This is a genomic window from Paenibacillus yanchengensis, from assembly GCF_042684845.1.
GTDB lineage: Bacteria > Bacillota > Bacilli > Paenibacillales > Paenibacillaceae > Pristimantibacillus > Pristimantibacillus yanchengensis.
Genome location: NZ_JBHUMH010000016.1, coordinates 95,430 through 119,280, shown reverse-complemented (window position 1 = coordinate 119,280; position 23,851 = coordinate 95,430). Strand labels below are relative to the sequence as shown.

Sequence of the window (23,851 nt, the reverse complement as noted above, 5' to 3'; positions counted from 1 at the left end):
CGTTATATATGTACAAACGTTTCATCCCATTACTATCTTATTAGTCAAACGCTCGTACCCCATCAACTTTAACAAGCTCACGAAATTTTTGTAATAAATGAGTTGTTATTGGACCGGCTTTTCCTGATCCAATCTTGCGTCCATCCACTTCTCGAACAGCAATCACTTCAGCAGCAGTACCTGTGAAAAATACTTCGTCTGCTACGTAAACATCATGTAGTGTAAATGGTTCCTCTTTTAGTTTATAGCCAAGCTGTTCACAAAGCTCCATAATAGCAGCACGTGTAATTCCTTCTAATGCACCAATATAACATGGAGGAGTATAGACAACATTGTTTTTCACTATAAAAATATTATCGCTTGATCCTTCTGCTACATATCCTTGCGCATTTAACATAATCGCTTCCCCGACACCTGCTAAATTAGCTTGGATTTTCACTAAAATATTGTTTAAATAATTTAACGACTTAATTTTCGGATTTAGTGCATCTGGAATGTTACGGCGTTGGGACACAGATACTGACACTAGCCCATCCCGATACGCTTCTTCTGAATAGATAGCTAATTGCTCCACAATAATGATTACAGAGGCTGTTGGGCAACGTCTTGGGTCAAGTCCCAAATTACCTGGACCACGCGAAACAATCAAACGAATATATCCGTCACGCATCTCGTTACGACGTAAAGTTTCAATAACAGCAGCTTCCATCTCTTCTATCGTAAGTGGAATATCTAACATAATAGATTTCGCAGAATCATATAAACGATCTAAATGTTCTTTGTTTTTAAATATGTTGCCATCATATATTCGAATCCCTTCAAAAATACCGTCACCATACAAAAAACCATGATCATAAACTGAAATTTTTGCATCTTCTTTGGAAACAAACTCTCCATTTAAATAAATCCATTGTTGCTTCATTTAATTAGTTGCACCTCCGTGTAATAATGTGCTGACAAGTAATATATATGGTCTAGTTACATAATTGCTCGTATGTAAATCTAGGGTAACTACCTAATATTCTAACTTGACAACCTATAGCTTCAATTTCTTGCAATGCTGACGGCAAAAGTACTGTATCCAATGCCATTTCAATTTCAATATAAAAATAATAATTTCCTAATTTCTTTTTCGTAGGCCGAGATTCAATTCGTGATAAGTTAATTCTACGCCATGCGAAAGCCGACAATACTTGATGGAGCGCACCAGGATAATCTTCAGGTAATGTCACCAATATGCTCGTTTTAACTCGGTCTGATTGTTTCGCTTCATACGGCTTTGAACCAACTAAAAAGAATCTAGTAAAATTATTATTATGATCCGTTATACTACGTGCCATCACATCAAGCCCATTATTACTAGCCGCAATTAGTGTACCTATAGCAGCAATGCCTTGTCCTGGTTGTTTGGTAACCATCTTAACCGCTTCTGCTGTACTGCTCGTATGCTCACGTTCCGTTTGTGGCAAATGTTCATTTAAAAACTGTAAACATTGCGCCATAGCTACAGGATGACTAATAACTTTTTTTATTTTGCTAAAATCAACTTGTCCGGCTTCATTCAAAAATTCTGCTTGATTCCCAATTAAATTTTGAATAGACGGATAGACCCATTCCGCTTGTATTGGTAAGTCCACTTCATGAACTAACCAATCCATATGTAGCGAAACAGATCCTTCAATTGTATTTTCAATAGGAATAATACTATAATCGCTTATATTATTTACCGTTGATAAGAACACATCTGAAATAAGGCGATGATACTTCCACGCTACCGTCTCTCCATGAAAAAAGTGACGAGCTGCTTCATCTGATACAGATCCAGCTGGCAATAATGCTACTGATTTCATACGTTTATTTCTCCTTTAATTCTATCCAAAAACGGTAGTTGTAAACTTTCACTAACTGCTTGCTTCATTACGACAGAACCATTATTACACGGATCAAGCCAATGCGTACTCGCTGTTATATTTTGCTCTGATAATGTTTCCAATAAAAAACGCTCTAATTGATTTTTACTTGTAGCCGCTAAATCTCGGTCTACAAAAGTAATAATCGTTGGTCCAGCTCCACTTAATGCTACACCTAAAGCTCCATGCTGTACAGACTGTTCAAGAATATGTGACATACCTGGAATTAATGGCGTTCGATACGGTTGGTGTAATCGATCCTGCATAGCATGAGCGAGTAACTGTAGCTGACCAGTAGCTAAAGCGGCAACTAGCAAAGAGCTACGACCAACGTTAAATACAGCATCCGCCATTTCTAACTCGTCAGGTATAACCTGACGTGCTTTTTCGGTAGCGAGATGAAACTCAGGAATAACAACTAAAGTCGTTAACTGTGATGGTGGCGTTAATTTTACATACTCTGCTTTTTCGCCATCCCATGCCGCTACCACGATACCACCAAACATAGATGCTCCTACGTTATCTGGATGTCCTTCAAGTGCAGTCGCAATTTGAAACAAGCGATTATCGGATAATGGCGAATCGATCAAGGCATTAGCAGCAATCAATGCGGCAATAATTGCCGTTGCACTACTACCAAGCCCTCTCGTTAATGGAATATCACTATAAAATTTGATGTGCAAGTCAGGAACTGCTACCCCAGCTTCCAAAAACACCATTTGTGCTACTTTATAAATTAAATTTGATTTATCTTTTGGCAGTTCTTCATTACCTTCTCCATAAAATTCGAACGTCGTTGTGTCGGCTACTGATATTTCTAACCAAGCATATAAGGATAGCGCCATACCGAGCGTGTCGAATCCTGGACCTAAGTTAGCTGTACTTGCTGGAACTCTGACTAATACTGAATTTTGATTTATCTGTTTCATCGTTTAACCTTCCACTCGATACACACTTTTGACTTTTTGAACAACATCCATCGTTGTAAATACATCTAATACTTTGTCGATTGCTGCTTTGTTAGCATCATGTGTAATAATAATAATTTCCGCTTCTGGTAACGCTGGATTAGGCTGTTGTAATACCGCATCCAAACTAACATCGTAATCGCCAAATACTTTCGATATGCTAGACAAGACGCCAGCTTTATCTGCTACTTCTAGCAGCATAAAATATTGCGATACAATTTGATCATCCGATTTCAATTTAATATCTTTGTAGGCATAATTAGCTTGTTTACCTGATACTCCAAGTCTAATGTTTTTCACTACAGCAACTAAATCAGCTACAATCGAAGTCGCAGTAGGAAGCTCACCTGCTCCTGGTCCATAGAACATCGTTTCGCCAACCGCTTCGCCATATACATACACAGCGTTAAACACACCGTTAACAGAAGCGATAGGATGAGTTTGTTTGACCATTGTTGGTTGAACGCTAACACTGATCAAATCTTCTTCTCGTTCAGCAATACCTAGCAATTTCAATTCGTAACCCAATTTTTTGGCATAAGCAATATCTTCTTTGGATACGCTAGATATCCCTTTTACTTGTACGTTATCTAATGAAAAGTGTGATCTAAATCCGAGTGATGCCAAAATTGTCATTTTACGTGCGGCATCCAATCCTTCTACATCCGCTGTTGGATCTGCTTCCGCATATCCAAGCTGTTGTGCTTCTTCTAGCACATCATTATACGATGCACCTTCTTGACTCATCTTAGATAAAATATAATTTGTAGTACCGTTAACGATACCCATAATTTTCGTTAAACGATCGGAAGAAAAACCATCTAATAACGTTCTAATAATCGGTATTCCACCAGCGACACTAGCTTCATAATAAATATCACAACCATGTTGACGTGCAATTTCAAATAATTCTGGTCCATGAAGCGCCATTAAATCTTTATTAGCAGTTACCACATGTTTCCCACTACGTAACGCTTCTTCAATATATTGCTTTGTATGGTCCACTCCACCCATTACTTCTATGACAACATCAATTTCAGCATCGCGCACAACTTCCCAAGGATCTTCTGTAAACTTACTTACATCTACATCAACCGCACGTTGTTTATTTAATGATTTTACAGACACTTTCGCTATTTCGATAGGTGAGCCACATTGGTTTAATAAATCTTCTTGGTGACCTTCTACAATGCGAACTACTCCTGTACCAACTGTACCTAATCCTAACAAACCAACTTTAATTGCTTTCATGCCATTCCCTCCAGATTTAATCTCCTCTTAACCTTGCCCTACAATAATCGCACTACGTACCCCTTGTTGCTGATGCAATAACCGAATTAATTCAGAAACATCTATATCCATCTCTGATATATCCACTGAAATAACGACATTCGCATAACCTTGTAATGGAATAGACTGGTTCATCGTCAGTATACTGCCTTGTTGCCCGGCTACCAACGCTAACACAGGCGATAATACGCCAGAACGGTGTTCGAGATCCATAGCTATCGTTACAATTCTTTCCTTTGGCAGCTCTGTTAATGGATATACACCATCTTTATATTTATAAAAAGCACTCCGACTAATACCAACGCGCTCAGCAGCTTCATGAACGGTAGCTGCAATGCCGCGATGAAGTAATTCCTTTACTTGGATTGTCTTGGCAATTGCTTCAGGTAGCATATCTTCACGAACGACAAAGTAACGTTCTGTCATACGCATTCGTCCTTCCCAAAGAGACTTTTGTTCTCCCCTAGTGGACATTATAACGAATTTTACAATCAAGTACAATAGGTAAACGATAATTATAACGAAAAGTCAAAAAAGCCCATCCTGCAGCTACTGCTACAAGCATGGGCGCAAGTAATGATCAATCGTATGGGTTGTAATCAGATCCTTCAAAGAATTCAAACTCAAAATCACCGACCCGTACATTATCACCATCTCGGGCACCAATTTTGCGTAATGCAGCATCAACACCCATTTTTCGCATAATACGAGCAAATCGCATAACAGCGTCATATGAGTTCAAATCTACACGTTTCATAAACCGCTCGATGCCTTCACTAATAACGACATAACCTTCATTTTCTTTTTGTACAGTAAAGGTCATTTCGTTTTTACTACGATAAGTATACACTTTTCGCTCTTCAATATCCGCTACTTGTTCTACTGTTATCGGCTCTTCATTCGCATCAAGTACATCCGCCGCTTTATAGATTAGTTGCTGAATACCGGCTTTTGTAAGGGAAGAAATCGGAATGATTTCGTATTTTTCAGCGTCCGTGTACTCCGCCAGTTGCTCTTTGAACAATTGGAGTTGTTCTTCTGCTTCAGGCATGTCCATTTTATTTGCTGCAATAATTTGCGGACGATCACTTAATTGCTCATTATACAACTTAAGTTCTTGATTGATTTTCAACCAATCATCGAATGGATCTCGTCCTTCTGAACCAGCCATATCAATAACATGAATGATCACTTTTGTGCGCTCTACATGTCGCAAAAACTCATGACCAAGCCCGACTCCTTCATGAGCACCTTCAATTAGCCCAGGTAAGTCAGCCATTACAAAACTACGACCATCGGAAACATCGACAACACCCAAATTAGGTGACAATGTTGTAAAATGATAGGCCCCTATTTTTGGACGCGCCCCTGAAACAACAGAGAGCAAGGTAGACTTTCCAACGCTTGGAAAACCAACCAACCCGACATCTGCCATTACTTTTAACTCTAATACAATCCAACGCTCTTCTCCCGGTTCGCCATTTTCTGCAATATAAGGAGCAGGATTACTAGCTGTTGCAAACCGAATGTTTCCACGGCCACCACGACCGCCTTTAGCTATAATAACTTGCTGACCATGCGTCGTCATATCTGCTAATACTTCCCCAGTATCATCATCTGTAATGACCGTCCCTGGAGGAATTTTAACGATGGTATGTTCCGCACCTGCACCAATCATACTTTTAACTTTGCCTCGTTCCCCATTATCACCTTTGAAGTGCTTTTGGTAACGAAAGTCCATCAATGTACGAAGCCCTTCATCTACTTCAAAAATTAAATTACCACCGCGACCACCATCGCCGCCAGCAGGTCCACCAAACTCTACATACTTTTCACGACGAAAAGAAACGATGCCATCGCCACCATCTCCGCCTTTAACGTAAATCTTTGCTTTATCGACAAACATGCCGAACCCCCGTTCATTTTTGCTGCCCAGCTACAAGTTGCAAATCAGTATATTGCAGCTTATCTATTGTTATAAAGGTTGCGACCTGTTTCAGAACGTTGTTTATTTTGTCCAACCATTGTTGTTCATCCTTCAACTGTCCTTCATAACAAAACTGAGCATAGACGAATTTATTTTCCGCCTTTAATTTAAAAACCAATCGATTACTAGTCAAATTAGATGTATCAGCCAGTAAACGATATATTTCAATTATTTCGATCATTACTTCACTAAACTTTCGCCATTGTGCAAGTAATTGATCAAGGACAACAGTACCTTCTATATCCATATCAAGAACGACATAGCCTTGCAGCGTTCGAAATGAATATAAATATGAAATTAATAATGGAGAGCCTAATTTTGCAATTTGACTTTCTATCATCAGTTTGTCTTTTGTTTGTGACATATATTCTAATCCTTGCTCATATCTTTTCAAACTAGCATAGCCATACAACACTTGCAACTCATTCATCCAATCATGTCGATGATAATTGATCGTTTTAATATTGGCAAGCTGCATAGCTTCTGTCAATTGATCGAGTTGTCTTTCATGGAGCTTTCTTTCCACTTGTAACCAATATATAAACACTATAATTAACCAAATAGCAAGCAGTAAATAAGGCCATCGTTGCTCAAACCAAACAATAATTGAAATTATTGGAAGCAACAAAGTAGCAATTACATATGGCTTTATGCGATAGTTCATCGAAAGAACCTGCTTTCATTAAATTTCCTAGCTTATCCAGTATAACATTTACCATCCATTAGGTCATTAATAAAAACAAAAGCCTCGTTCTTGTCAAGCAAGAGCGAGGCAGTTCGATGACTACACCTTATTATTCAGCTTGAGCTACTGGATAAACGCTAACTTTTTTACGGTCACGTCCATAACGCTCAAATTTCACTACACCGTCAATTTTTGCGAACAACGTATCATCTTTACCAATACCAACGTTATTGCCTGGATGAATTTTTGTACCGCGTTGACGATATAAAATGCTTCCACCTGTTACTTGCTGACCATCAGCACGTTTAGCGCCTAAACGTTTTGACTGTGAGTCACGTCCGTTTCTAGTGGATCCAACACCTTTTTTCGATGCAAAAAGCTGTAGATTCATTTGCAACATTGCAATTCCCTCCTCATCTCAAAGGTTTATGAGCAAATTTTATCAGCGAAACTTTTCCTTTATAGAAACATGTTTGCTGTAAGTATGTGCGATTGACGAAAGTGTTGTCAACATCGCTTCGAGTAGAAGCTGTACTTTTTCTTCTGCTCGGCAATCTGCCTGAGCTGGAATATAAGAACTAAGCCATCCGCTATCCATCGTTGCTGGCAACTGAACACCGACTAGTTTCTGAATGGAGTTTACTATACCAATCGATACCGCTGACACTGCTGCACATACGATATCTTCGCCAGGATCACCATGAAAAGCATGTCCTTTTATAGTAAAGTTCTCCACACGATGACTATCTCGATTTCGTTCAACAATAACTCTAATCATGAAACGGCTGCCTTAAGCTTTGATGCTTTCGATAACTATTTTAGTAAATGGTTGACGATGACCTTGCTTACGGCTGTAGTTTTTCTTAGGTTTATATTTATAAACCGTAATTTTTCTGGATCTACCTTGTTTCTCAACTTTTCCAGTAACAGTAGCTCCCGCTATAACTGGAGAACCAGCTACTAGACCGTCATTTCCAGACACAGCTAGTACACGATCAAAAACGATATTCTCGCCTTCGTTCACAGCCAACTTCTCAACGTAAATTACGTCGCCTTGTTGTACTTTGTACTGCTTGCCACCAGTTTCAATAATTGCGAACATTGTTGGTGCACCTCCTTATAATTTGAAGACTCGCCTAATCATGGTGGTTACGATAAGCAACTCTTTTTAACCAGATTGGAGCGGTACCTGTATATTCACAGTTTGCTACAAATATACACTAAAACAGTGTATCACACTATAATGTTGGTTACAACCATTTTTAATATTTCATTGTAATAATACGCCACATTTCGGGCACTGATTCACAAGTCTGCTCGATTTAGTTGTCCTTACTTTTTTCCGTGTCAGCTCCATTAATCCAAGTTTTGTCCAACCAACAACAGTACACTTCTTCCCATCTCTTTGGACCGCGTGTTCCATACCTAGCAAAACTCGCTGTCGATGAGCAGCAACAGACATATCAATAAAATCTATGATGATAATTCCACCGGCATCCCGAATACGTAACAATCGAGCAATAAGCTCAGCAGCTTCCAAATTTATATCGAAAACCGTTTGCTCCAAATTTTCTGTCCCTACATATTTGCCAGTATTAACATCAATGACCGTCATCGCTTCTGTTTCTTCCCACACAATATATCCACCACTTGGGAGCAAGACGCGTTTGGAGATTGCTTCCACTAACTGCTCGGATACTCCGTAACTTGCAAACAAACTTGTCGGATGCAGCCGTCGTTCGAACCACTTTACTCTATGTTCCATTCCTGGGTTAAATTGTTGCATCAGTATTTTGACAAATTCATATTTTTCCATGTCGTCAATCCAAATTTCATCATAATGCTGATGTAATCGATCACGTATAACGCGGTACAACAACTCAGCTTCACTGTGAACGAGCGCCGGTGCAACGACTGATTTTACGTATTTATTCACTTGTTTCCACAATTTTCTTAAAGCATCTATTTCTGCGATAATAGCTGTCTCGCTCTGTTCAGCAGCAAGGGTTCGCAGTATAATTCCTTCTTCTTCCTTGCGCGCTTTTTCTACTACCGCTAATAATGATTCTTTTACTTGTTCATTTGTAATTTTTTTTGACGCTGCAACATAATCTGCATTCGGCATATAAACGAGTAGTCTACCCGGTAAATTAATATGCGTTGTTATTTTTGCACCTTTCGTACCGCTTGGCTGCTTGACGATCTGTACGAGTAGTATTTGACCAGGACGAACAAGCTCACTTATATCTGGTTTTTGTTGTGGCTGTTTATCGAGATTAGGGTGTAGCAGATCATCGATATAGAGATAAGCATTTTTAGCAAGCCCGATATCTATAAACGCTGACTGCATTCCAGGCAGTACATTCATTACCCGTCCCAAATAAAGATTACCAACTAATACTTGTTCTTCTCTATCTTCACTATAATATTCATCTAATACACCATGCTGCAACGTCGCCATTTCTAGCTTATCCGCCGCAACTTGAATAAACATCTGCAACATAATTTACACTCACCTGCTAATTTCAGATAATAACTTACTTATAGTTTACCCGAAAAGCTCTGCAACTGCACGAGCTGGATTTCCACCAGACAAACAATGCTCTAATAATAGTTGTTCCGGAATCATTTTCATCGTTTTTTTTCGTCTATCCATTAAATAAATAAAATGAAATTGGTGTCTACGGAACAGTTTAACTACAGACATTACCGATTGCTCATGATGGACCAATAACGGTCTAGCTGCCTGTCCAAACTCCGCCTGCCTATGTAATAACCGTTCTCTTTGCATTAAAAATCGAAAAAACAAATACGGCATATTTCGATGATAGCTCCAATTGGAAGCAAATAAAAAACAACCAATGATAAGTAAGTTAAGTTGAATGGACTTTGTTGGTTGTAGTAACGGTAATAACGAGATAATAATAATGACGACACTTCCAGCTAAACTAGTACGCATCGTCCAGATCATCACACTATAATAATTGACCATATAACTAAACAGTGCTTGTACTATTTTCCCACCGTCTAATGGATATATCGGTAACATATTAAATAAACCTATTAATAAGTTCGCTTGTAATAAATAGTGAGCCCATGCTTCATCTACTAGTGAAAATTCACCCAGACCATAGGCGATTAGCCCCATCCATACATTTTGTAGGGGACCTGCTGCCGCAATGATCATTTCTTCTCGTGCAGTTGTACCATGCGCTTCTTCTACTTCCGCAACGCCACCGAATGGTAACAACTTCACTTCTTTCACTGTCCAACCAAAGTAACGAGCTGCCACCACATGTCCAAGTTCATGAATCAATACGAGCACGAACAAAGTAATCATCTCAGCGAAAAATCCGGATACGACTGCTCCTAGCATAAGAATAATAAACAATGGATGAACTGACCAATCGATACCTCTCCATTTAATCAATCGATATCACGTCCAACGGATCAATATATTTATCATCTTCTTTGATGGCAAAATATAATAGACTATGTGAACCAGACTGAGATGCCGGCAAAGACCCGATCATCTCTCCTGCTTCCACCCAATCATTTACCCGGACTTCAGCACCTATACCTGTATAAATAGAAATGCGTTTGTTAGCATGTTGAATAATGATCGTTGCTTGTTCTTCGGACACAAGAATTATTCTGCCATTCTCCATCGCACGAACAGGCGATAAAGCTGGAGCAGCTAACTCAACACCATTAAGTAATTCCGCAAATGTACTAATTAAGCTTCCTTCTTCTAACGGTGATACAACTAGCGATTGTACTGGAGCATCTACTTTGATCATCTCTTCTCGTTGTTGACTGAAAGAAGGAAGTAACGACGGTGAACCTGTAAAATTTTCATTGTACCAAGTAGCAACAGCAGTAAAGTTCAACTCTTCCGTTAATACTCGGCGGACAGCAGCTTGCCCTTGCTGTGCCCATTTCTGATCTGATTGAAACATTGTCCATACAGAAAGAAACAATGCAACTGCTATAAGCAATTTCAAAGTAAATCTGTGCCACCACTTCATTTTTTTATGGTTAGTGCTATATCGACTCCAATCTGGTTCTTTTATATAATTAGACTTACTCAGTGTTGTAGACGATTGATCCCACTTCTGCCAAGGGTTTGGGTTGTTTTTCCAAGCTTTTTCCGGATCTCGTTCTACTTTTTTCTTTTTTTCTGTTGGCTGATTTTGATCTACATGTTGATCGGCACGCATCATGCCCAACCCCTCCCATATTGTAGAATGACTAGTATCATCATCGTTTACATATATTGATAATTACTAATACCCATTCTATGAGCAGCGAAGGACAAGTATGCTGAAACAAAAAAACTGAATGATTATACTAATCATCCAGTTCATATTTGTATTGATGAGCATTGATACTAAGAATAATGCCAATGGATAGCATGTTAAGTAACAATGACGTTCCTCCATAACTAACAAATGGCAATGTAATACCAGTAACCGGCATAATACCGATCATCATGCCAATATTTTCGAATATTTGAAATACAAACATCGAAATGACACCGACTACGATATAGGCAGCTCGCAAATCATAACAACGATAAGCAATAACGATCATACGATAAATTAACAAAAAATAAAACAATAGTAATATTGCCGATCCTTGAAACCCAAATTCTTCTCCTACAACAGAAAAAATGGAGTCGGAATATGTATATGGTACAAGCCCAGCATTTTTTATACTACCTTCCATAAAACCTTTTCCAGTAAGACCGCCAGTCCCGATCGCAATTTGAGCATTTTCCACTTGATATCTAGCAGCTGGTGAAGCTTCTTCAGGATTTATAAAGGTATTGATTCGAGAATACCAGTGATATTTCCCTTTATCTCTTAACGCATCAGCAATCTCTGTATTGTACGTGTTAAATAATGAAACGGACAACACTAAGCCCGCCACCACAACCGTTAAACCTATCAGTACGTGTGAATATTTCATATTTCCGATCCACAACATACCTACCAAAATGACGAGATAAATAATCGCATTTCCCAAATCAGGCGTAATCAAGACTAATATAAACGGGATACCTACGATCAAACCTATAGGTACCAAATCTCTATAAAACGTTAGCTTTTCACCTTTTCGTTTTCCCATCCAAGCAGCAAGCCCAATAATAATAAACAATTTGACTATTTCAGCAGGTTGAAAACTAAACGACTTTATTTTAAACCAGCCTTTAGCACCATTGATCTCTGGTCCTACTGCATAAACAAGAGCTAACATAATAACTCCAATAATAAGGAATACATACCAAAACTTTAATACAATGCGATAATCTACAAAAACACTGCCGATTACTACAACAAAGCCCAATGTAAAGTATATAATATGTTCAAATGCTTTTTTCTCATACAGAGGGTGATTATGTGTTGCACTGTAAATAATCAACGTACTAAAAGCCATAAAACAAAGTAATATAACTACGATGCCCAGATCAATTTTTTTTAATTTATGCCGCACTGTTCGTTCATCCTATTCCCAAAAACTTGCGAAAACGTTTGAATGCACCTGCTTTTTCATCCATCTGCATTAAAGGTACCATATCTCCCAATATTCTACGAGCAATATTACGATAAGCTATAGCTGCTCGAGACGTTGGATTCATTACGGACGGCTCACCTGCATTAGCCGCAGTCGAAACTTTCTCATCATCGGGTACAAGTCCGAGCAAATCAATCGCTAGCACCTGACATACTTCGTTAATATCAAGAAGCTCACCACTTTTTATCATGCTCGATCGCACACGATTAATCACTAGCTTTGCTCCTATTTTTTCTCTCTCTAAAATACCAATAACGCGATCGGCATCCCTTACAGCAGCATGCTCCGGAGTAGTAATAACTATCGCATGATCTGCTCCTGCAATAGCATTACGAAACCCTTGTTCTATCCCAGCTGGACAATCGATAATGACATAATCAAAATCTCGCTTTAACTCTAGTACAATATTCCGTACTTGTTCTGGCGAAATAGCATCTTTATCTTTTGTCTGTGCAGCTGGCATCATATATAATTCATCAAAACGCTTATCTTTGACAAGCGCTTGATTAGTCCGACATCTTCCTTCAGCAACATCAATTAAGTCATAGATAATGCGGTTTTCTAATCCCATAACAACATCAAGATTTCGTAAACCGATATCTGTATCAACCATACATACTTTCTTCCCTAGCAAAGCTAATGCTGTCGCTACGTTAGCAGAGGTTGTCGTTTTACCAACTCCTCCTTTGCCGGAAGTAATTACGATTGCTTCTCCCATTATCTACACCCCTCTAAACAAAATAGACTGTTGCTGCATCCGGAATAACTGTGTCATTTTATCAATTTTCATTTCTCCATCGCTCCAGTATGCAAACTCCATGGCTGCGTCCGCTGTTGCCCACTCATCCAATCGCTTGCTGAACACATCCGCTATCTTCAATTGCGTTGGTCTCATCAAAGAAGCAGCAATAATAACATCTGTTCTCCCATTCGAACCAGCATGAGCAGCACCGCGCAAAGCACCCATTACATATATATTTCCGGTACAAATAATACTCCCACCTGGATTTACATCACCAAGTAACATCAAATCGCCATCAAAATCTATCGTCTGTCCAGATCTAACAATCATAGACACCACTTGAAGCTTTCTGCCACCTGTCGTCATTTCGTCCAAATCTGAATCGATAGACTGTATGATTAAATTACCCTGTTTACGTATTATAGCACGAATATGTTCTTTTTCCTGCTCTGATAGTAGCCGCTTGCCAAGCTTGACATTTACATGTATAAGAGGTCCGCTTAATAACTGCGAATGAGTTTTTTGTAATTTATATTCTAATTCATGTAATAATTCCGAATAAGAACACTCGTCATCCAGCAGGAACAGCAGACCTTCCTTGACACCTTTAATAACAATATACTGCTTCTCGGTCATTCCAGTCCCTCCTCCGCTATCTACTCCATAATTCTTTCTAGATACACAAAAATCCTGCTTTTCCTGCTATATCTAAGAAAAGTAATTAGTCCTCATCTGCTTCGAGCGGCTTTCTCTGGATAGATTGAAACATTTTGCGGAGTGGTACATACAACAAAAGCATAAACCCTAACTGTAAAAAAAGACTCGGTAATATATGATGAAGAAGTGCCCACGCATAGTCAGCTGTAGATAACTTAAACAATTGATAAATAGCAAACAGCATCGAATCGTACGCAATATATCCTATTCCCATAATCGCAATTGCCATCATCAGTGTCGCTTGCCGATTAGTAAACAAAACACCTGCAAAATAGCCGATCACTCCCATCAAAAAAGCATGAGGACCGATCAAATGTCCATAATAGACGATGTCTTGCAACAACCCGAAGCCAGCTCCCAAAAACATAGCCACATGCCTGTTTCCATACAAAGCCGCATACATAACGAATACATAAATAAAATGGGGAATGATCCGATCGCTAAACTCAGCCGGAATAAGCCACGGCATGATGCTGCCTTCTACAATAAAGACGAGCAGCATAAGCACTACAATCCGGTTCATGCTCATTGCTACTCATCCTCCATCTTCACTGCATTTGCTGTTTGAACGACAAACACTTCCGTCAAGTGATCAAGTTTAGCAGCCATTTTAATATGTGCTGTATGTGTTAAGCCATACTCACCCACTTGTTTCGATTCGACAGTACCCACAATAAGCCCTCTCGGATATATTCCACCGAAACCAGAAGTAATAACGGTATCATCAACATCTAATTGGTCATTTTCGGAAATTTTCGTCATAATCAGTCGGTCTATCGTTTTATTATAATCACTTAAAATACCGAACGATTCTTCTTCTCGATTCAATGCAGTTGCAGCAATAGAGTTAAATGTAGAGGAAAATTCACTCAACTCCGTTATTGGAGTAACTGTTGATGAAAACGGGGAAACAGAGCTGACTAAGCCAACTAAACCATCAACAGTGATGACAGCCATATTACGCTGCACACCATGCTTCGATCCAATATCAATATTAATAGCTCGATTGTTAGCATCATTACTAACAGCAACCACTTGCGCAACTAAATAATTATAATTATGCAACTGCCTTTGTTGCTCTGTAAAATGTAACATATCTTTCAAACGTTCATTTTCTTTTTGTGTAAAATTATAATGTACTTTGTCACGAGTATAAGCAGCAACAGTTAACCGAAGTCGCTCATTTTCTTGATGAATATCTCGCAAATTTCGTATATCTGAGAAAAAACCTGCAATATGACCAGCAGGCTTATAAAACCATTGCTGTACAAACGCTGAAGTATCTTTCATTATCTTTTCTGGTAAACTAAGTTCACCACGATCAGTTATCGAATAGCCGATCCCCGCTACAAATAAAATTACTCCGATCATAAGCATAATAACTCGTTTATTACGCATAAGATTAAACAGCGCGATCACCTGCCATTTTATTCCATCTCTCTAACTTATTTTAAGTTTTATTTGTTACTAATTAGCGTTTAGAACGGAAATTGGTTGCTCTTTTTTTAAACAAATCGATATGATCTAGAGAACGACCAGTACCGATAGCAACACAATCCAACGGATTTTCTGCTACAATAACTGGCATGCCTGTTTCTTTTTGCAATAACTTGTCCAAATTTCGCAATAAAGCACCACCGCCAGTTAAAACAATGCCACGATCCATAATATCAGCAGCTAACTCAGGCGGACATTTTTCTAGTGTTACTTTAACAGCATCAATAATAGCCTGAACTGTATCACTTAAAGCTTCTGTCACTTCTTTGGAAGAAATAGCTAACGTTTTTGGCAAACCACTAACTAGATCTCGTCCACGAATTTCATACTTTTCGCCTTCTTCTAGAACAATCGCTGAACCTAAATCCATTTTGAGTTGTTCTGCCGTTCGTTCACCAATCATCAAATTATACATCCGTTTAATATATTGAATGATCGCATCGTCCATCTCGTCTCCACCTACACGGACAGACTTGCTCGTTACTATTCCACCAAGTGAAATAACAGCGACTTCCGTCGTTCCTCCACCGATATCAACGACCATGCTTCCCGTAGGCTCCCAAACAGGCAAATCGGCTCCAATCGCCGCAGCAAATGGCTCCTCTATCGTATAGGCCTCTCGTGCCCCCGCTTGTTTAGCTGCATCTTCCACTGCTCTCTTTTCCACTGCTGTTATACCTGACGGTACACAAATCATCACATTTGGATGACGCGGAAATAAAGATCGTTGCTTTTGCGCAGAGCGAATAAAGTATTTGATCATGGTGGCTGTCGTTTCAAAATCAGCGATAACCCCATCTTTCATCGGTCTAACTGCACGAATATTTCCAGGCGTACGACCAATCATCCTTTTCGCTTGCTCGCCCACTGCTTCTATTGCTTTGCTATCTGTGCGCAAAGCAACAACAGACGGCTCCCTCACTACGACACCTTTTCCTTTTATAAAAACAAGCGTATTTGCTGTACCTAAATCTATCCCTAAATCTTTTGGACCACCAAACATGTTGTTACTCCCTTCTACTTCCTCAATTCCTATATTATATTACAAATGACCTTGCTCCTTCAAACTGACAAACCGACCATCTCCTATAATGATATGGTCTAATAATTCTATTCCAACTAATTTCCCTGTTTCAACTAATCGAGTCGTCAAACTAATATCTTCACGACTTGGTGCAGGATCACCACTTGGATGATTATGTAGACAGATGAAGGAAGCACTATTATGTTTAATAGCTGAACGAAAAACATCACGTGGATGTACAAGCGTAGCATTCAGCGTTCCAATTGACATTGTTTCTTTAGCAATAACGTAATTTTTCGTATTTAGAAACAGACAAACAAAATGCTCCTTGGGCAAATGGCGTAATTCACTCATCATCAAATGAGCGGCATCTTGCGGTTTGCGAATAATCATATCTTCATTCCATTTACTACGACCTAATCGCTTACCTAGCTCAATACCCGCCAATACTTGCACTGCTTTTGCTTCGCCAATTCCTTTGACAGACATAAGTTCTTCGAGCGTCATATCCACCAGTCCATGTATGCCATTACTTGTAGTTAAAATTTTAGTTGCTAGCTGCATAACTGACTGCTGTTTTGTACCCGTTCGTAGCAATATTGCTAACAATTCGATATGACTCAACACTTCTGAGCCGTACTGTACAAGTCGCTCGCGCGGTCTTTCGTCTGAAGGAATATCTTTCATCAACATTAATTGCAATTAATTCCCATCCTTTCAAAATAAGGATGACTAACTGCTATTGAAAGATGCTAATAAAATAGCACGCTATTCATTATAACATGTTTTTCATCCACGTATAGTATTGTTAACAGCACAACTTTTTTTTCGACTATTTCAGACTATAAATGGTAATTAAACAATGGATATGCTAAAAATTAACACAAAAAAACAGCCTTCTTATAAAAAGATGGCTGTTCGTTCAGCATAGAAACAGGTATGATAATAATATAGTTCTCATTATAGCAAGATTAATTTATTTGTACAGTCAATTTTGTTAGAAAGGATGTCTTTAATCATGATCCAAGTCAAAGAATTTATTGATACTGATAACTCTTATGCTGTCCACAAAGCAAATGAATTTTTAGCAACTTTATCCGAGGAACAAGTAGTCAATGTTTGCTATGGCTCTGTCATGAAATCTGCCCCTAATGGAACCGCTCATCAACGCAGCACCATACTTGTTGTTTATAAAAAAATAACTAGTTAATTATGCTCAGTTAGATAATCAAATAGTTTATACACTATGTCCTAATATTTTAGAAACGGTAGGCTTCCTGAACCAAAAAAGGTGCTACTCTACTTAGCACCTTTTTTCGAAAATATGTTATTTTTCTACAAACGGACTAATACCCTTTGCCAATAATATTTTATATAACAAATTGATAGGAAGTCCCATTATGCTGTAAAAATCACCTTCGATTTTTTCAATAAACACGGCACCTAAACCTTGTACTCCGTAACTGCCTGCTTTGTCAAACGGCTCACCACTTGCTATATAAGCTTCAATTTCCTCATCACTCATTGACTTGAATGTTACTTTACTAGCGGTATGCCCAGTAATTATTTTTACAGATCGATCTACTCCCTCCGAAAGAATACGGTATTGACCGATATCTCCGAATGGTATCACAGTGTTAGATGCAAACTCCTGCTGTAAAAAATGCTTATCATCTGCTGTCACATATAGTGCTGCCACCCCAGTGTACACATAATGACTTTTTCCTTGTAAAGAAGCTAACATCGATCTAGCATCTGCCGCATCTACTGGTTTTCCTAAAATTTTATCTTCTAAAACAACAATAGTATCCGAACCAACTACTAACAGTGGAAATTCCGCTCCAAGCTCGTCCTTCACTGGTTGCTCTATTAATGTTCTTGCTACTGCTTGTCCTTTGCGCAAGCTTAATTGCTCGACAATTTGAGCCGCTGACCACGAATCATCATAACTTTCATCGACTTCAGATGGTTGACAAACAATTGGAACAGACAGTCCCAACAACTTGATCAATTGCTCACGACGGGGAGAAGCTGAAGCTAACCATAACTGCTGTATTCTTTGATTATTCTGTAACTTTAACATAATACACGCTTACTCCTTCATTACAACTTCTTATACAGCCATATTGCAAGCAATCCACCAACGATACTTAACATACTTATTTGAATGGATAAATCGAAATTGAGCTGCATCACATATAAATCTAGTTTGGGAGCCATTTGCGCTTCTAGCGATTTTGTTAAAAATGCAATCCCTTGTAGCGGTTCAAGCCATTTAGCAATCAATGCACCAGCCAATAATCCAAAAACAATAAATATAAATAAAATCCAACCATTTTTTTTCATGCCAAAGGCTCGCAACCTTTCGCTTCGTATTTTTGACAACATTTTTCTTTGTTACTATTATACGAAGCATGGACATATTTTACAATGCGCTTAAATGATCAAACCAATCATTCTGTGCAAGTACTGCGGTCATCATTGCTTGTTGGGCGGTTTGCAAATATTTCATCGCTACTTGGTCGTTATATTGATCTAGTGCTTTCGCTGCATCTCGCACAGCCGTTGTAATAAATCCTAAAAATTTATTTCCCTGCTCATCTTTCATTCCTTCATTCATTTGAGTAGAAAGTGCTTTCCATTGGTTAAACTGTTCTGTTAATGATTCTGTCGTCGTTTCTGCAAACGGAGTTAAACTTGCTTGTTCTAATTGAACGGCAATTAGATCGCTCCAAGTAGTAACCAAACTAGCAGTTGAACTAAAAAATTGTTCGGCTATTTCCGCATTTCCCGTGAACGGCAAAGCTTGTGGTGTCTTTATAACTAGTTCCTTGACATATAAATTTAAACTCGGATATTTCTCTGCAATCAGTTTAGCATCAGCAGCACTAGCAGCCATTCCAGCGTATACTCGGTACTGATCGTCTGCTTTAGCTGTTGAAGCAGCTATTCCTTTGGCAGTTAGTTGCTCTAATGCAGCATCACGGCTATCTAATTTTGAAAAAACACCATATTGTAGCATATAGTAAGTTTGTGCATGACCTGCCAAGGAAACTGCCGGTACTACTTCAGCATTGTTAATTAAATCAGTCACTGCCCCTGGCTCTGCTTTAGCAATAGTGCCATTTGTAGCCTTCCCTAACTGATTAATCCCCTCGCCAACTCCAACTCCAGCACTAGTACCACTCACACCCTGCTCCATATTACTAGCTTCACCGTTTCGTTGACTTATCATAGAAGCATTATTATCAGATGATAAAAACCCATTCGTAATTAGCGTCAATATAATATATCCAAACACCGCCCCAGTCGTTAAGGCTCCCGCAACATATAGAACCACTTGCCATGCTGATGTTTTTTTCGTTCGTCGATACTGTGCCTCTAAAAGCGGCGCCACTTCAACTTCTATTTGTTCCACTTCTGACAAATCAATTTCTTTCATGTCATTGTCTTGTTTTTTCTCAACTACTGATGGTCGTTTATTTTGTTGACGCTCTACCCGTTCACTTACTTCGAGGCGTTCCGGTCGATCTGACCGTTCTAATCGTTCTGCTAGTTCAGGTCGTTCTGGTCGTTCGTTACGTATCAGTTTTTCCAATGCACCTACGTCTTCTTGAAAAGGACTATGCCAAGGATCAGGATTATCTAATATGACATGCTCCCATTTTTCAGTCATTTTCTCCGTAGCCGAAATTTGTTCTATACGCTCACTAAACTCATCTTTCATTTTTTCCTCATCAACTATAATAGCTTGTCTATCCACATCCACTATTTCCTCGTTATTTTTAATAGACTCTGCCGTTTCTACCGATTCCTCACTCGTTCTCACAACTTTGCCACTTCCATCAAACCGAATGGTAAAGCGACGATTCATATTCGTATCAGAGTACATGTCCATCTCTCCTTGCCTCAATTCTAGTACAGTCTATGAGCCAAATGAGAGATTTATGCCGCAAAAACAATATAATATTAAAAAAACCAGTCATATACGACAACTTTTTAAGGGATACTTGTTATCGATACTAAATATATAGTTTAATACTCCATGAGCGGGATGCTTGTTAACAAACCATACCATATAAAAAATTGTACAGTTAACATGACGAAGCAGATGATGATGCAGGTAACATGACGCAACAAAAGAAAGTGTGTACAGAAAAACTATGTGAAATGGTGGGGGTAGATGCTTGGAGCGCAAACTTTATAAGAAAAATCGTATAAACGGGCTTGGGACAACACTTTGAACATTGCCTTTGTATGATAAATCGTATAAACGAGCTTAGGAAGACGCTCCGAACGTTGGCTTTATACGATTTATCGTATAAACGGGTCTCGGAAGATGGTTCCCGCGTTGGCTTTATATGATATTTCGTATAAAAATCTGCGACAGTGTTGGGGAGGGGGGGGGGGATGCCTTTATATAATTTGTCTTGCTACTTCCCTACTCTCCTACAAATGCATAAGCATAACTATACCACTACAACAACACACACTTCCCTGCTCTCCAAAAAAAAGCATACCTCTCACAACGTTTCAACAGCAACATAGGCATAAAAAAGTAGGATAGAAAAACACTATGTTTTTTTATCCTACTTTTGCTTTAGAATTTTATGGAACAGCGCTGTTTAAGACATCCGTTCTTTTTAAGCTCCGCTCGTTTGTTCACTGTTTTGCAGACTGGCTACTACAGAGCTAGCTACTTTCCATATATCGCCGGCACCCATCGTAATGATCAAATCACCAGGGTTTGTATGTTCTACTAAATAATGATGAATCTCTTCTTTGCTGGCAATGTGCCTCGCATTTTTATTACTATTTTGCTGGATTAACTCCACTAATTTGCCGGAATTAACTCCTTCTATTTGCTGTTCCCCAACAGGAGAATATATATCAGCGATAATGACTTCATCGGCTTCCGAAAAAGCGCGACTAAACTGATCAAATAAAAAATAGGTACGTGTATAGCGTTGCGGTTGAAAAACTGCAACAATTCGTTTGCCAGTTGACCTGGCAGCGCTGATCGTTGCTTGGATTTCTGTTGGATGGTGCGCATAGTCATCGATAACTAATACATCATTTATTTCGCCAACAACTTGAAATCTTCGTTTTGCACCTCGAAACAAAGCAATTGCAGAAGATACTTGTTCAAAAGATAAACCTGCTTGTAAACAAGTAATCACAGTTGCCATCGCATTATAAATATTATGTTTTCCTGGCACAGACAAATTCACTCTACCCAACAGTTCTCCATCGTAATACATATCAAATGAAGCCTGCAAATGACCATAAACGATATTAGCTGCGACATAATCAGCAGTTCGATCGATCCCGTAAGTGATCAATGATGCACCGCGAACAGCTTCTTTGATTTGTGGTAACAATTCATGAACGGTAGTGTCATCCACACATATAATCGCTCGACCATCATCTTTAGTCTGGCTTAGAAATTGTATATATGCTGCTTTTAAGTTATTAAAATCACCATCATAGTTTTCCAAATGATCGGCTTCAATATTGGTCACTATAGCTATTCTAGGAAAATAATGCAGAAAAGATCCATCACTTTCATCAGCTTCCGCTACAACGTATTCACCTTTGCCCGCTTTTGCATTAGTGCCGATATTAACAATTTCTCCACCGATTACATAAGTAGGATCAGCTTCCAAATGTTCTAACACTAGTGCGATCATCGATGAAGTAGATGTTTTACCATGCGCTCCAGCCACCGCTATTCCTTTGCCTTCATTCATAATTTGAGCTAACATTTCTGAACGATGCAATACTGGTATTTCCAATGCAGCAGCTGCTACCCGTTCAACGTTGTCCGCAGGGCATGCCGTTGAATATACAACGATGTCCGCTCCTCGTACATGTTCTGCTTGATGACCTAAATAAATAGATGCTCCTTCAGCAGCTAGTTTTTGCGTTAATTCTTGGCTAGCCATATCAGAACCGGTCACCTTATAACCCATTTCTAACATAACTCGAGCGATAGCGCTCATGCCGTAACCACCAATTCCAATGAAATGTATATGTTCAGCTGTATTCAAAAACAATTCACCAACCTTTTTCAGCCTCCGAGTTTTGTAGTAACTTAGCTCTTACATCGGCGATCAAATACAAAGTGCCTGTAACGACAGCAAGTTCCTTATCCTCGGTCAACTGTTGTAATTTACTTAATGCTGTTTCCCAGTTCGGTTCAATAATAAGCTCGAAGGCTAAAACGTTCGGCATTTCAGCTCGCATTTCATCGATTAATTCGGCCAATTGTACAGCTTGTTTTTTCATTCTAAAATCTGGTTCAGTAACAATCAGCGTATCTACTAATGGTAGTATATGCTTTAGTGTATCACGATGATTCTTATTATCGAGCATTGCTATCATTAGATGCAATTTTTCATAGGAATACAGCTTAGGAATCGCTCTGGATAGCACTTCTGCACCCTCAGGATTATGCGCTCCATCAATAACAATACGAGGGTGATGAGATACTAATTCCAGCCGCCCTGGCCAGGCAGCCGTTTTAAAACCCGCAAGTAATAAATCATCATCGAGTACTAAAGCATTATATTGTCGTAACACTTCCAATGTCATCATCGCTACAGCAGCATTTTTTCGTTGATGTGAACCGTTAAGCGTAATCTCTATCGATTCCATCGTCCGAAATGGACCTTTAAAACTAAAACTTTGCCCCATTTCTGACTCTTCAATAACAGTTTCTTCAAACTGATCATGTAACAAATACAAGCTGCTTTTTTGTTTTGCTGCAGTATCTGCAATCACTTGTATTACTTCTGGTTGTTCGACCGCACTGACGATAGGAACGTTCGGTTTTATAATGCCTGCTTTCTCAGAAGCAATAGCCGATAGCGTATTACCAAGACGATCCATATGATCGTGCCCTACGTTAGTAATGACAGATATAACAGGACGAACGATGTTAGTCACATCGAGACGCCCACCAAGACCTGTTTCGAACACGACATAATCTGGAAACGTATCGGTAGCAAAAAATAAAATGGCTAGCGCAGTAGAAACTTCGAACATCGTTGGAGAGCCGAGTTCTGTTTCGGCTATCTCCTCTACGATCGGCTTCAACTGATTAGCTAGTTTCACTAACGTTTCTTCTTCGATATCCGTACCATTATATTGAAAACGATTGGTGAACTTTGTAATGTAAGGTGATGTGTACAGCCCAACATCATAGCCGTTGCTAAGCAATACGTTGGCTATCATCGAGCAAGTCGATCCTTTGCCATTCGTACCAGCAACATGAATAAATTGCAAACGACGTTCTGGATTGCCTAATAGTTCCATCATTTTTTCAATTCTGCTTAACCCCGGTCGAATACCAAACGGTATCAAACCGTTAATCCATTCTACTGCTTCATCATAACTTTGCAGCAAATTAGTTTCCCGCTGCGCCCATAATTTTTCCATATATGCAACCCCGC

Annotated in this window: 26 protein-coding genes and 1 other annotated feature; of the genes, 1 reads left to right on the top strand and 25 read right to left on the bottom strand. The window is 39.0% G+C overall.

The window, feature by feature from the left end:
* Positions 1-40: 40 nt before the first annotated feature.
* From ilvE to radC, 20 genes are all read right to left on the bottom strand, one after another.
* Positions 41-922, bottom strand: coding sequence for a branched-chain-amino-acid transaminase (gene ilvE, locus ACFSTH_RS07695; protein WP_377772641.1), 882 nt, complete (start codon positions 920-922; stop codon positions 41-43).
* Positions 923-974: 52 nt separating this feature from the next.
* A complete protein-coding gene (gene pheA, locus ACFSTH_RS07690; RefSeq protein ID WP_377772643.1) occupies positions 975-1,850 on the bottom strand; it encodes a prephenate dehydratase in 876 nt (291 codons plus the stop codon).
* Positions 1,847-2,839, bottom strand: coding sequence for a homoserine kinase (thrB, locus tag ACFSTH_RS07685; RefSeq protein WP_377772645.1), 993 nt, complete (start codon positions 2,837-2,839; stop codon positions 1,847-1,849). Before thrB ends, pheA begins: the two co-directional genes overlap by 4 nt.
* Positions 2,840-2,842: 3 nt before the next feature.
* Complete coding sequence (locus ACFSTH_RS07680) at positions 2,843-4,129, bottom strand: homoserine dehydrogenase (RefSeq protein ID WP_377772649.1); 1,287 nt, start codon at positions 4,127-4,129, stop codon at positions 2,843-2,845.
* Between the two features lie 27 nt (positions 4,130-4,156).
* Positions 4,157-4,594 (bottom strand): ACT domain-containing protein, encoded by a 438-nt coding sequence (locus tag ACFSTH_RS07675; protein ID WP_377772651.1) that lies wholly within the window; start codon positions 4,592-4,594, stop codon positions 4,157-4,159.
* A 154-nt stretch (positions 4,595-4,748) separates the two neighbouring features.
* A complete protein-coding gene (gene obgE / locus ACFSTH_RS07670; RefSeq protein WP_377772653.1) occupies positions 4,749-6,074 on the bottom strand; it encodes a GTPase ObgE in 1,326 nt (441 codons plus the stop codon).
* 13 nt (positions 6,075-6,087) lie between these two features.
* Positions 6,088-6,819 carry a Spo0B domain-containing protein gene (locus ACFSTH_RS07665; protein ID WP_377772655.1) on the bottom strand — a complete coding sequence of 244 codons (732 nt, stop codon included), beginning with the start codon at positions 6,817-6,819 and terminating at the stop codon, positions 6,088-6,090.
* A 130-nt stretch (positions 6,820-6,949) separates the two neighbouring features.
* Positions 6,950-7,240, bottom strand: coding sequence for a 50S ribosomal protein L27 (rpmA, locus tag ACFSTH_RS07660; RefSeq protein ID WP_377772657.1), 291 nt, complete (start codon positions 7,238-7,240; stop codon positions 6,950-6,952).
* Positions 7,241-7,282: 42 nt separating this feature from the next.
* A complete protein-coding gene (locus tag ACFSTH_RS07655) occupies positions 7,283-7,618 on the bottom strand; it encodes a ribosomal-processing cysteine protease Prp (protein ID WP_377772659.1) in 336 nt (111 codons plus the stop codon).
* Positions 7,619-7,630: 12 nt separating this feature from the next.
* A complete protein-coding gene (gene rplU / locus ACFSTH_RS07650; protein WP_377772661.1) occupies positions 7,631-7,942 on the bottom strand; it encodes a 50S ribosomal protein L21 in 312 nt (103 codons plus the stop codon).
* A gap of 16 nt (positions 7,943-7,958) precedes the next feature.
* Positions 7,959-8,035 (bottom strand) — a sequence feature (ribosomal protein L21 leader region).
* A 75-nt stretch (positions 8,036-8,110) separates the two neighbouring features.
* Positions 8,111-9,343 carry an Rne/Rng family ribonuclease gene (locus tag ACFSTH_RS07645; protein WP_377772663.1) on the bottom strand — a complete coding sequence of 411 codons (1,233 nt, stop codon included), beginning with the start codon at positions 9,341-9,343 and terminating at the stop codon, positions 8,111-8,113.
* A gap of 45 nt (positions 9,344-9,388) precedes the next feature.
* Positions 9,389-10,270, bottom strand: coding sequence for a M50 family metallopeptidase (locus tag ACFSTH_RS07640; protein WP_377772665.1), 882 nt, complete (start codon positions 10,268-10,270; stop codon positions 9,389-9,391).
* On the bottom strand, positions 10,263-11,063 hold the full coding sequence (locus ACFSTH_RS07635; RefSeq protein ID WP_377772667.1) for a peptidoglycan DD-metalloendopeptidase family protein: 801 nt from the start codon (positions 11,061-11,063) through the stop codon (positions 10,263-10,265). The genes ACFSTH_RS07640 and ACFSTH_RS07635 overlap by 8 nt, the downstream gene beginning before the upstream one ends.
* 127 nt (positions 11,064-11,190) lie before the next feature.
* On the bottom strand, positions 11,191-12,336 hold the full coding sequence (locus ACFSTH_RS07630; protein ID WP_377772669.1) for an FtsW/RodA/SpoVE family cell cycle protein: 1,146 nt from the start codon (positions 12,334-12,336) through the stop codon (positions 11,191-11,193).
* A 7-nt stretch (positions 12,337-12,343) separates the two neighbouring features.
* Positions 12,344-13,135 carry a septum site-determining protein MinD gene (minD, locus tag ACFSTH_RS07625; RefSeq protein ID WP_377772671.1) on the bottom strand — a complete coding sequence of 264 codons (792 nt, stop codon included), beginning with the start codon at positions 13,133-13,135 and terminating at the stop codon, positions 12,344-12,346.
* Positions 13,136-13,138: 3 nt separating this feature from the next.
* Positions 13,139-13,795, bottom strand: a complete 657-nt coding sequence (locus ACFSTH_RS07620) for a septum site-determining protein MinC (RefSeq protein WP_377772673.1) — start codon at positions 13,793-13,795, stop codon at positions 13,139-13,141.
* A gap of 85 nt (positions 13,796-13,880) precedes the next feature.
* Entirely contained in the window at positions 13,881-14,405 is a 525-nt protein-coding gene (mreD, locus tag ACFSTH_RS07615) for a rod shape-determining protein MreD (RefSeq protein ID WP_377772675.1), read from the bottom strand.
* A 2-nt stretch (positions 14,406-14,407) separates the two neighbouring features.
* On the bottom strand, positions 14,408-15,274 hold the full coding sequence (mreC, locus tag ACFSTH_RS07610) for a rod shape-determining protein MreC (RefSeq protein ID WP_377772677.1): 867 nt from the start codon (positions 15,272-15,274) through the stop codon (positions 14,408-14,410).
* 73 nt (positions 15,275-15,347) lie between these two features.
* Positions 15,348-16,376 carry a rod shape-determining protein gene (locus tag ACFSTH_RS07605; RefSeq protein WP_377772679.1) on the bottom strand — a complete coding sequence of 343 codons (1,029 nt, stop codon included), beginning with the start codon at positions 16,374-16,376 and terminating at the stop codon, positions 15,348-15,350.
* A 39-nt stretch (positions 16,377-16,415) separates the two neighbouring features.
* The gene (gene radC / locus ACFSTH_RS07600; protein WP_377772891.1) at positions 16,416-17,090 is read right to left on the bottom strand and encodes a RadC family protein; all 675 of its coding nucleotides are present in this window, start codon (positions 17,088-17,090) and stop codon (positions 16,416-16,418) included.
* 325 nt (positions 17,091-17,415) lie between these two features.
* On the opposite strand from radC, the gene ACFSTH_RS07595 reads away from it, so the two are divergent.
* The gene (locus ACFSTH_RS07595) at positions 17,416-17,607 is read left to right on the top strand and encodes a hypothetical protein (RefSeq protein WP_377772681.1); all 192 of its coding nucleotides are present in this window, start codon (positions 17,416-17,418) and stop codon (positions 17,605-17,607) included.
* A gap of 117 nt (positions 17,608-17,724) precedes the next feature.
* On the opposite strand, the gene ACFSTH_RS07590 is transcribed toward ACFSTH_RS07595, so the two are convergent.
* From ACFSTH_RS07590 to ACFSTH_RS07570, 5 genes are all read right to left on the bottom strand, one after another.
* Positions 17,725-18,480, bottom strand: a complete 756-nt coding sequence (locus tag ACFSTH_RS07590; RefSeq protein ID WP_377772683.1) for a Maf family protein — start codon at positions 18,478-18,480, stop codon at positions 17,725-17,727.
* A gap of 20 nt (positions 18,481-18,500) precedes the next feature.
* Positions 18,501-18,743, bottom strand: coding sequence for a DUF4321 domain-containing protein (locus tag ACFSTH_RS07585; RefSeq protein ID WP_377772685.1), 243 nt, complete (start codon positions 18,741-18,743; stop codon positions 18,501-18,503).
* A gap of 79 nt (positions 18,744-18,822) precedes the next feature.
* Positions 18,823-20,289 (bottom strand): SPOR domain-containing protein, encoded by a 1,467-nt coding sequence (locus ACFSTH_RS07580; protein ID WP_377772687.1) that lies wholly within the window; start codon positions 20,287-20,289, stop codon positions 18,823-18,825.
* 751 nt (positions 20,290-21,040) lie between these two features.
* On the bottom strand, positions 21,041-22,447 hold the full coding sequence (gene murC / locus ACFSTH_RS07575; protein ID WP_377772689.1) for a UDP-N-acetylmuramate--L-alanine ligase: 1,407 nt from the start codon (positions 22,445-22,447) through the stop codon (positions 21,041-21,043).
* Positions 22,448-22,454: 7 nt separating this feature from the next.
* The gene (locus tag ACFSTH_RS07570) at positions 22,455-23,837 is read right to left on the bottom strand and encodes a bifunctional folylpolyglutamate synthase/dihydrofolate synthase (protein WP_377772691.1); all 1,383 of its coding nucleotides are present in this window, start codon (positions 23,835-23,837) and stop codon (positions 22,455-22,457) included.
* Positions 23,838-23,851: the final 14 nt, after the last annotated feature.

Bases quoted from the DNA above. Each gene is read 5' to 3' on its own strand.
- rpmA (WP_377772657.1), bottom strand. From the start codon at position 7,240: ATGTTGCAAATGAATCTACAGCTTTTTGCATCGAAAAAAGGTGTTGGA.
- minD (WP_377772671.1), bottom strand. From the start codon at position 13,135: ATGGGAGAAGCAATCGTAATTACTTCCGGCAAAGGAGGAGTTGGTAAA.
- ACFSTH_RS07645 (WP_377772663.1), bottom strand. From the start codon at position 9,343: ATGTTGCAGATGTTTATTCAAGTTGCGGCGGATAAGCTAGAAATGGCG.
- ACFSTH_RS07580 (WP_377772687.1), bottom strand. From the start codon at position 20,289: ATGTACTCTGATACGAATATGAATCGTCGCTTTACCATTCGGTTTGAT.
- ACFSTH_RS07665 (WP_377772655.1), bottom strand. From the start codon at position 6,819: ATGAACTATCGCATAAAGCCATATGTAATTGCTACTTTGTTGCTTCCA.
- ACFSTH_RS07585 (WP_377772685.1), bottom strand. From the start codon at position 18,743: ATGAAAAAAAATGGTTGGATTTTATTTATATTTATTGTTTTTGGATTA.
- ACFSTH_RS07590 (WP_377772683.1), bottom strand. From the start codon at position 18,480: ATGTTAAAGTTACAGAATAATCAAAGAATACAGCAGTTATGGTTAGCT.
- ilvE (WP_377772641.1), bottom strand. From the start codon at position 922: ATGAAGCAACAATGGATTTATTTAAATGGAGAGTTTGTTTCCAAAGAA.
- obgE (WP_377772653.1), bottom strand. From the start codon at position 6,074: ATGTTTGTCGATAAAGCAAAGATTTACGTTAAAGGCGGAGATGGTGGC.
- ACFSTH_RS07635 (WP_377772667.1), bottom strand. From the start codon at position 11,063: ATGATGCGTGCCGATCAACATGTAGATCAAAATCAGCCAACAGAAAAA.
- ACFSTH_RS07675 (WP_377772651.1), bottom strand. From the start codon at position 4,594: ATGACAGAACGTTACTTTGTCGTTCGTGAAGATATGCTACCTGAAGCA.
- ACFSTH_RS07655 (WP_377772659.1), bottom strand. From the start codon at position 7,618: ATGATTAGAGTTATTGTTGAACGAAATCGAGATAGTCATCGTGTGGAG.
- ACFSTH_RS07605 (WP_377772679.1), bottom strand. From the start codon at position 16,376: ATGTTTGGTGGTCCAAAAGATTTAGGGATAGATTTAGGTACAGCAAAT.
- mreD (WP_377772675.1), bottom strand. From the start codon at position 14,405: ATGAGCATGAACCGGATTGTAGTGCTTATGCTGCTCGTCTTTATTGTA.
- ACFSTH_RS07620 (WP_377772673.1), bottom strand. From the start codon at position 13,795: ATGACCGAGAAGCAGTATATTGTTATTAAAGGTGTCAAGGAAGGTCTG.
- thrB (WP_377772645.1), bottom strand. From the start codon at position 2,839: ATGAAACAGATAAATCAAAATTCAGTATTAGTCAGAGTTCCAGCAAGT.
- ACFSTH_RS07680 (WP_377772649.1), bottom strand. From the start codon at position 4,129: ATGAAAGCAATTAAAGTTGGTTTGTTAGGATTAGGTACAGTTGGTACA.
- ACFSTH_RS07570 (WP_377772691.1), bottom strand. From the start codon at position 23,837: ATGGAAAAATTATGGGCGCAGCGGGAAACTAATTTGCTGCAAAGTTAT.
- pheA (WP_377772643.1), bottom strand. From the start codon at position 1,850: ATGAAATCAGTAGCATTATTGCCAGCTGGATCTGTATCAGATGAAGCA.
- ACFSTH_RS07595 (WP_377772681.1), top strand. From the start codon at position 17,416: ATGATCCAAGTCAAAGAATTTATTGATACTGATAACTCTTATGCTGTC.
- mreC (WP_377772677.1), bottom strand. From the start codon at position 15,274: ATGCGTAATAAACGAGTTATTATGCTTATGATCGGAGTAATTTTATTT.
- radC (WP_377772891.1), bottom strand. From the start codon at position 17,090: ATGTTGATGAAAGATATTCCTTCAGACGAAAGACCGCGCGAGCGACTT.
- rplU (WP_377772661.1), bottom strand. From the start codon at position 7,942: ATGTTCGCAATTATTGAAACTGGTGGCAAGCAGTACAAAGTACAACAA.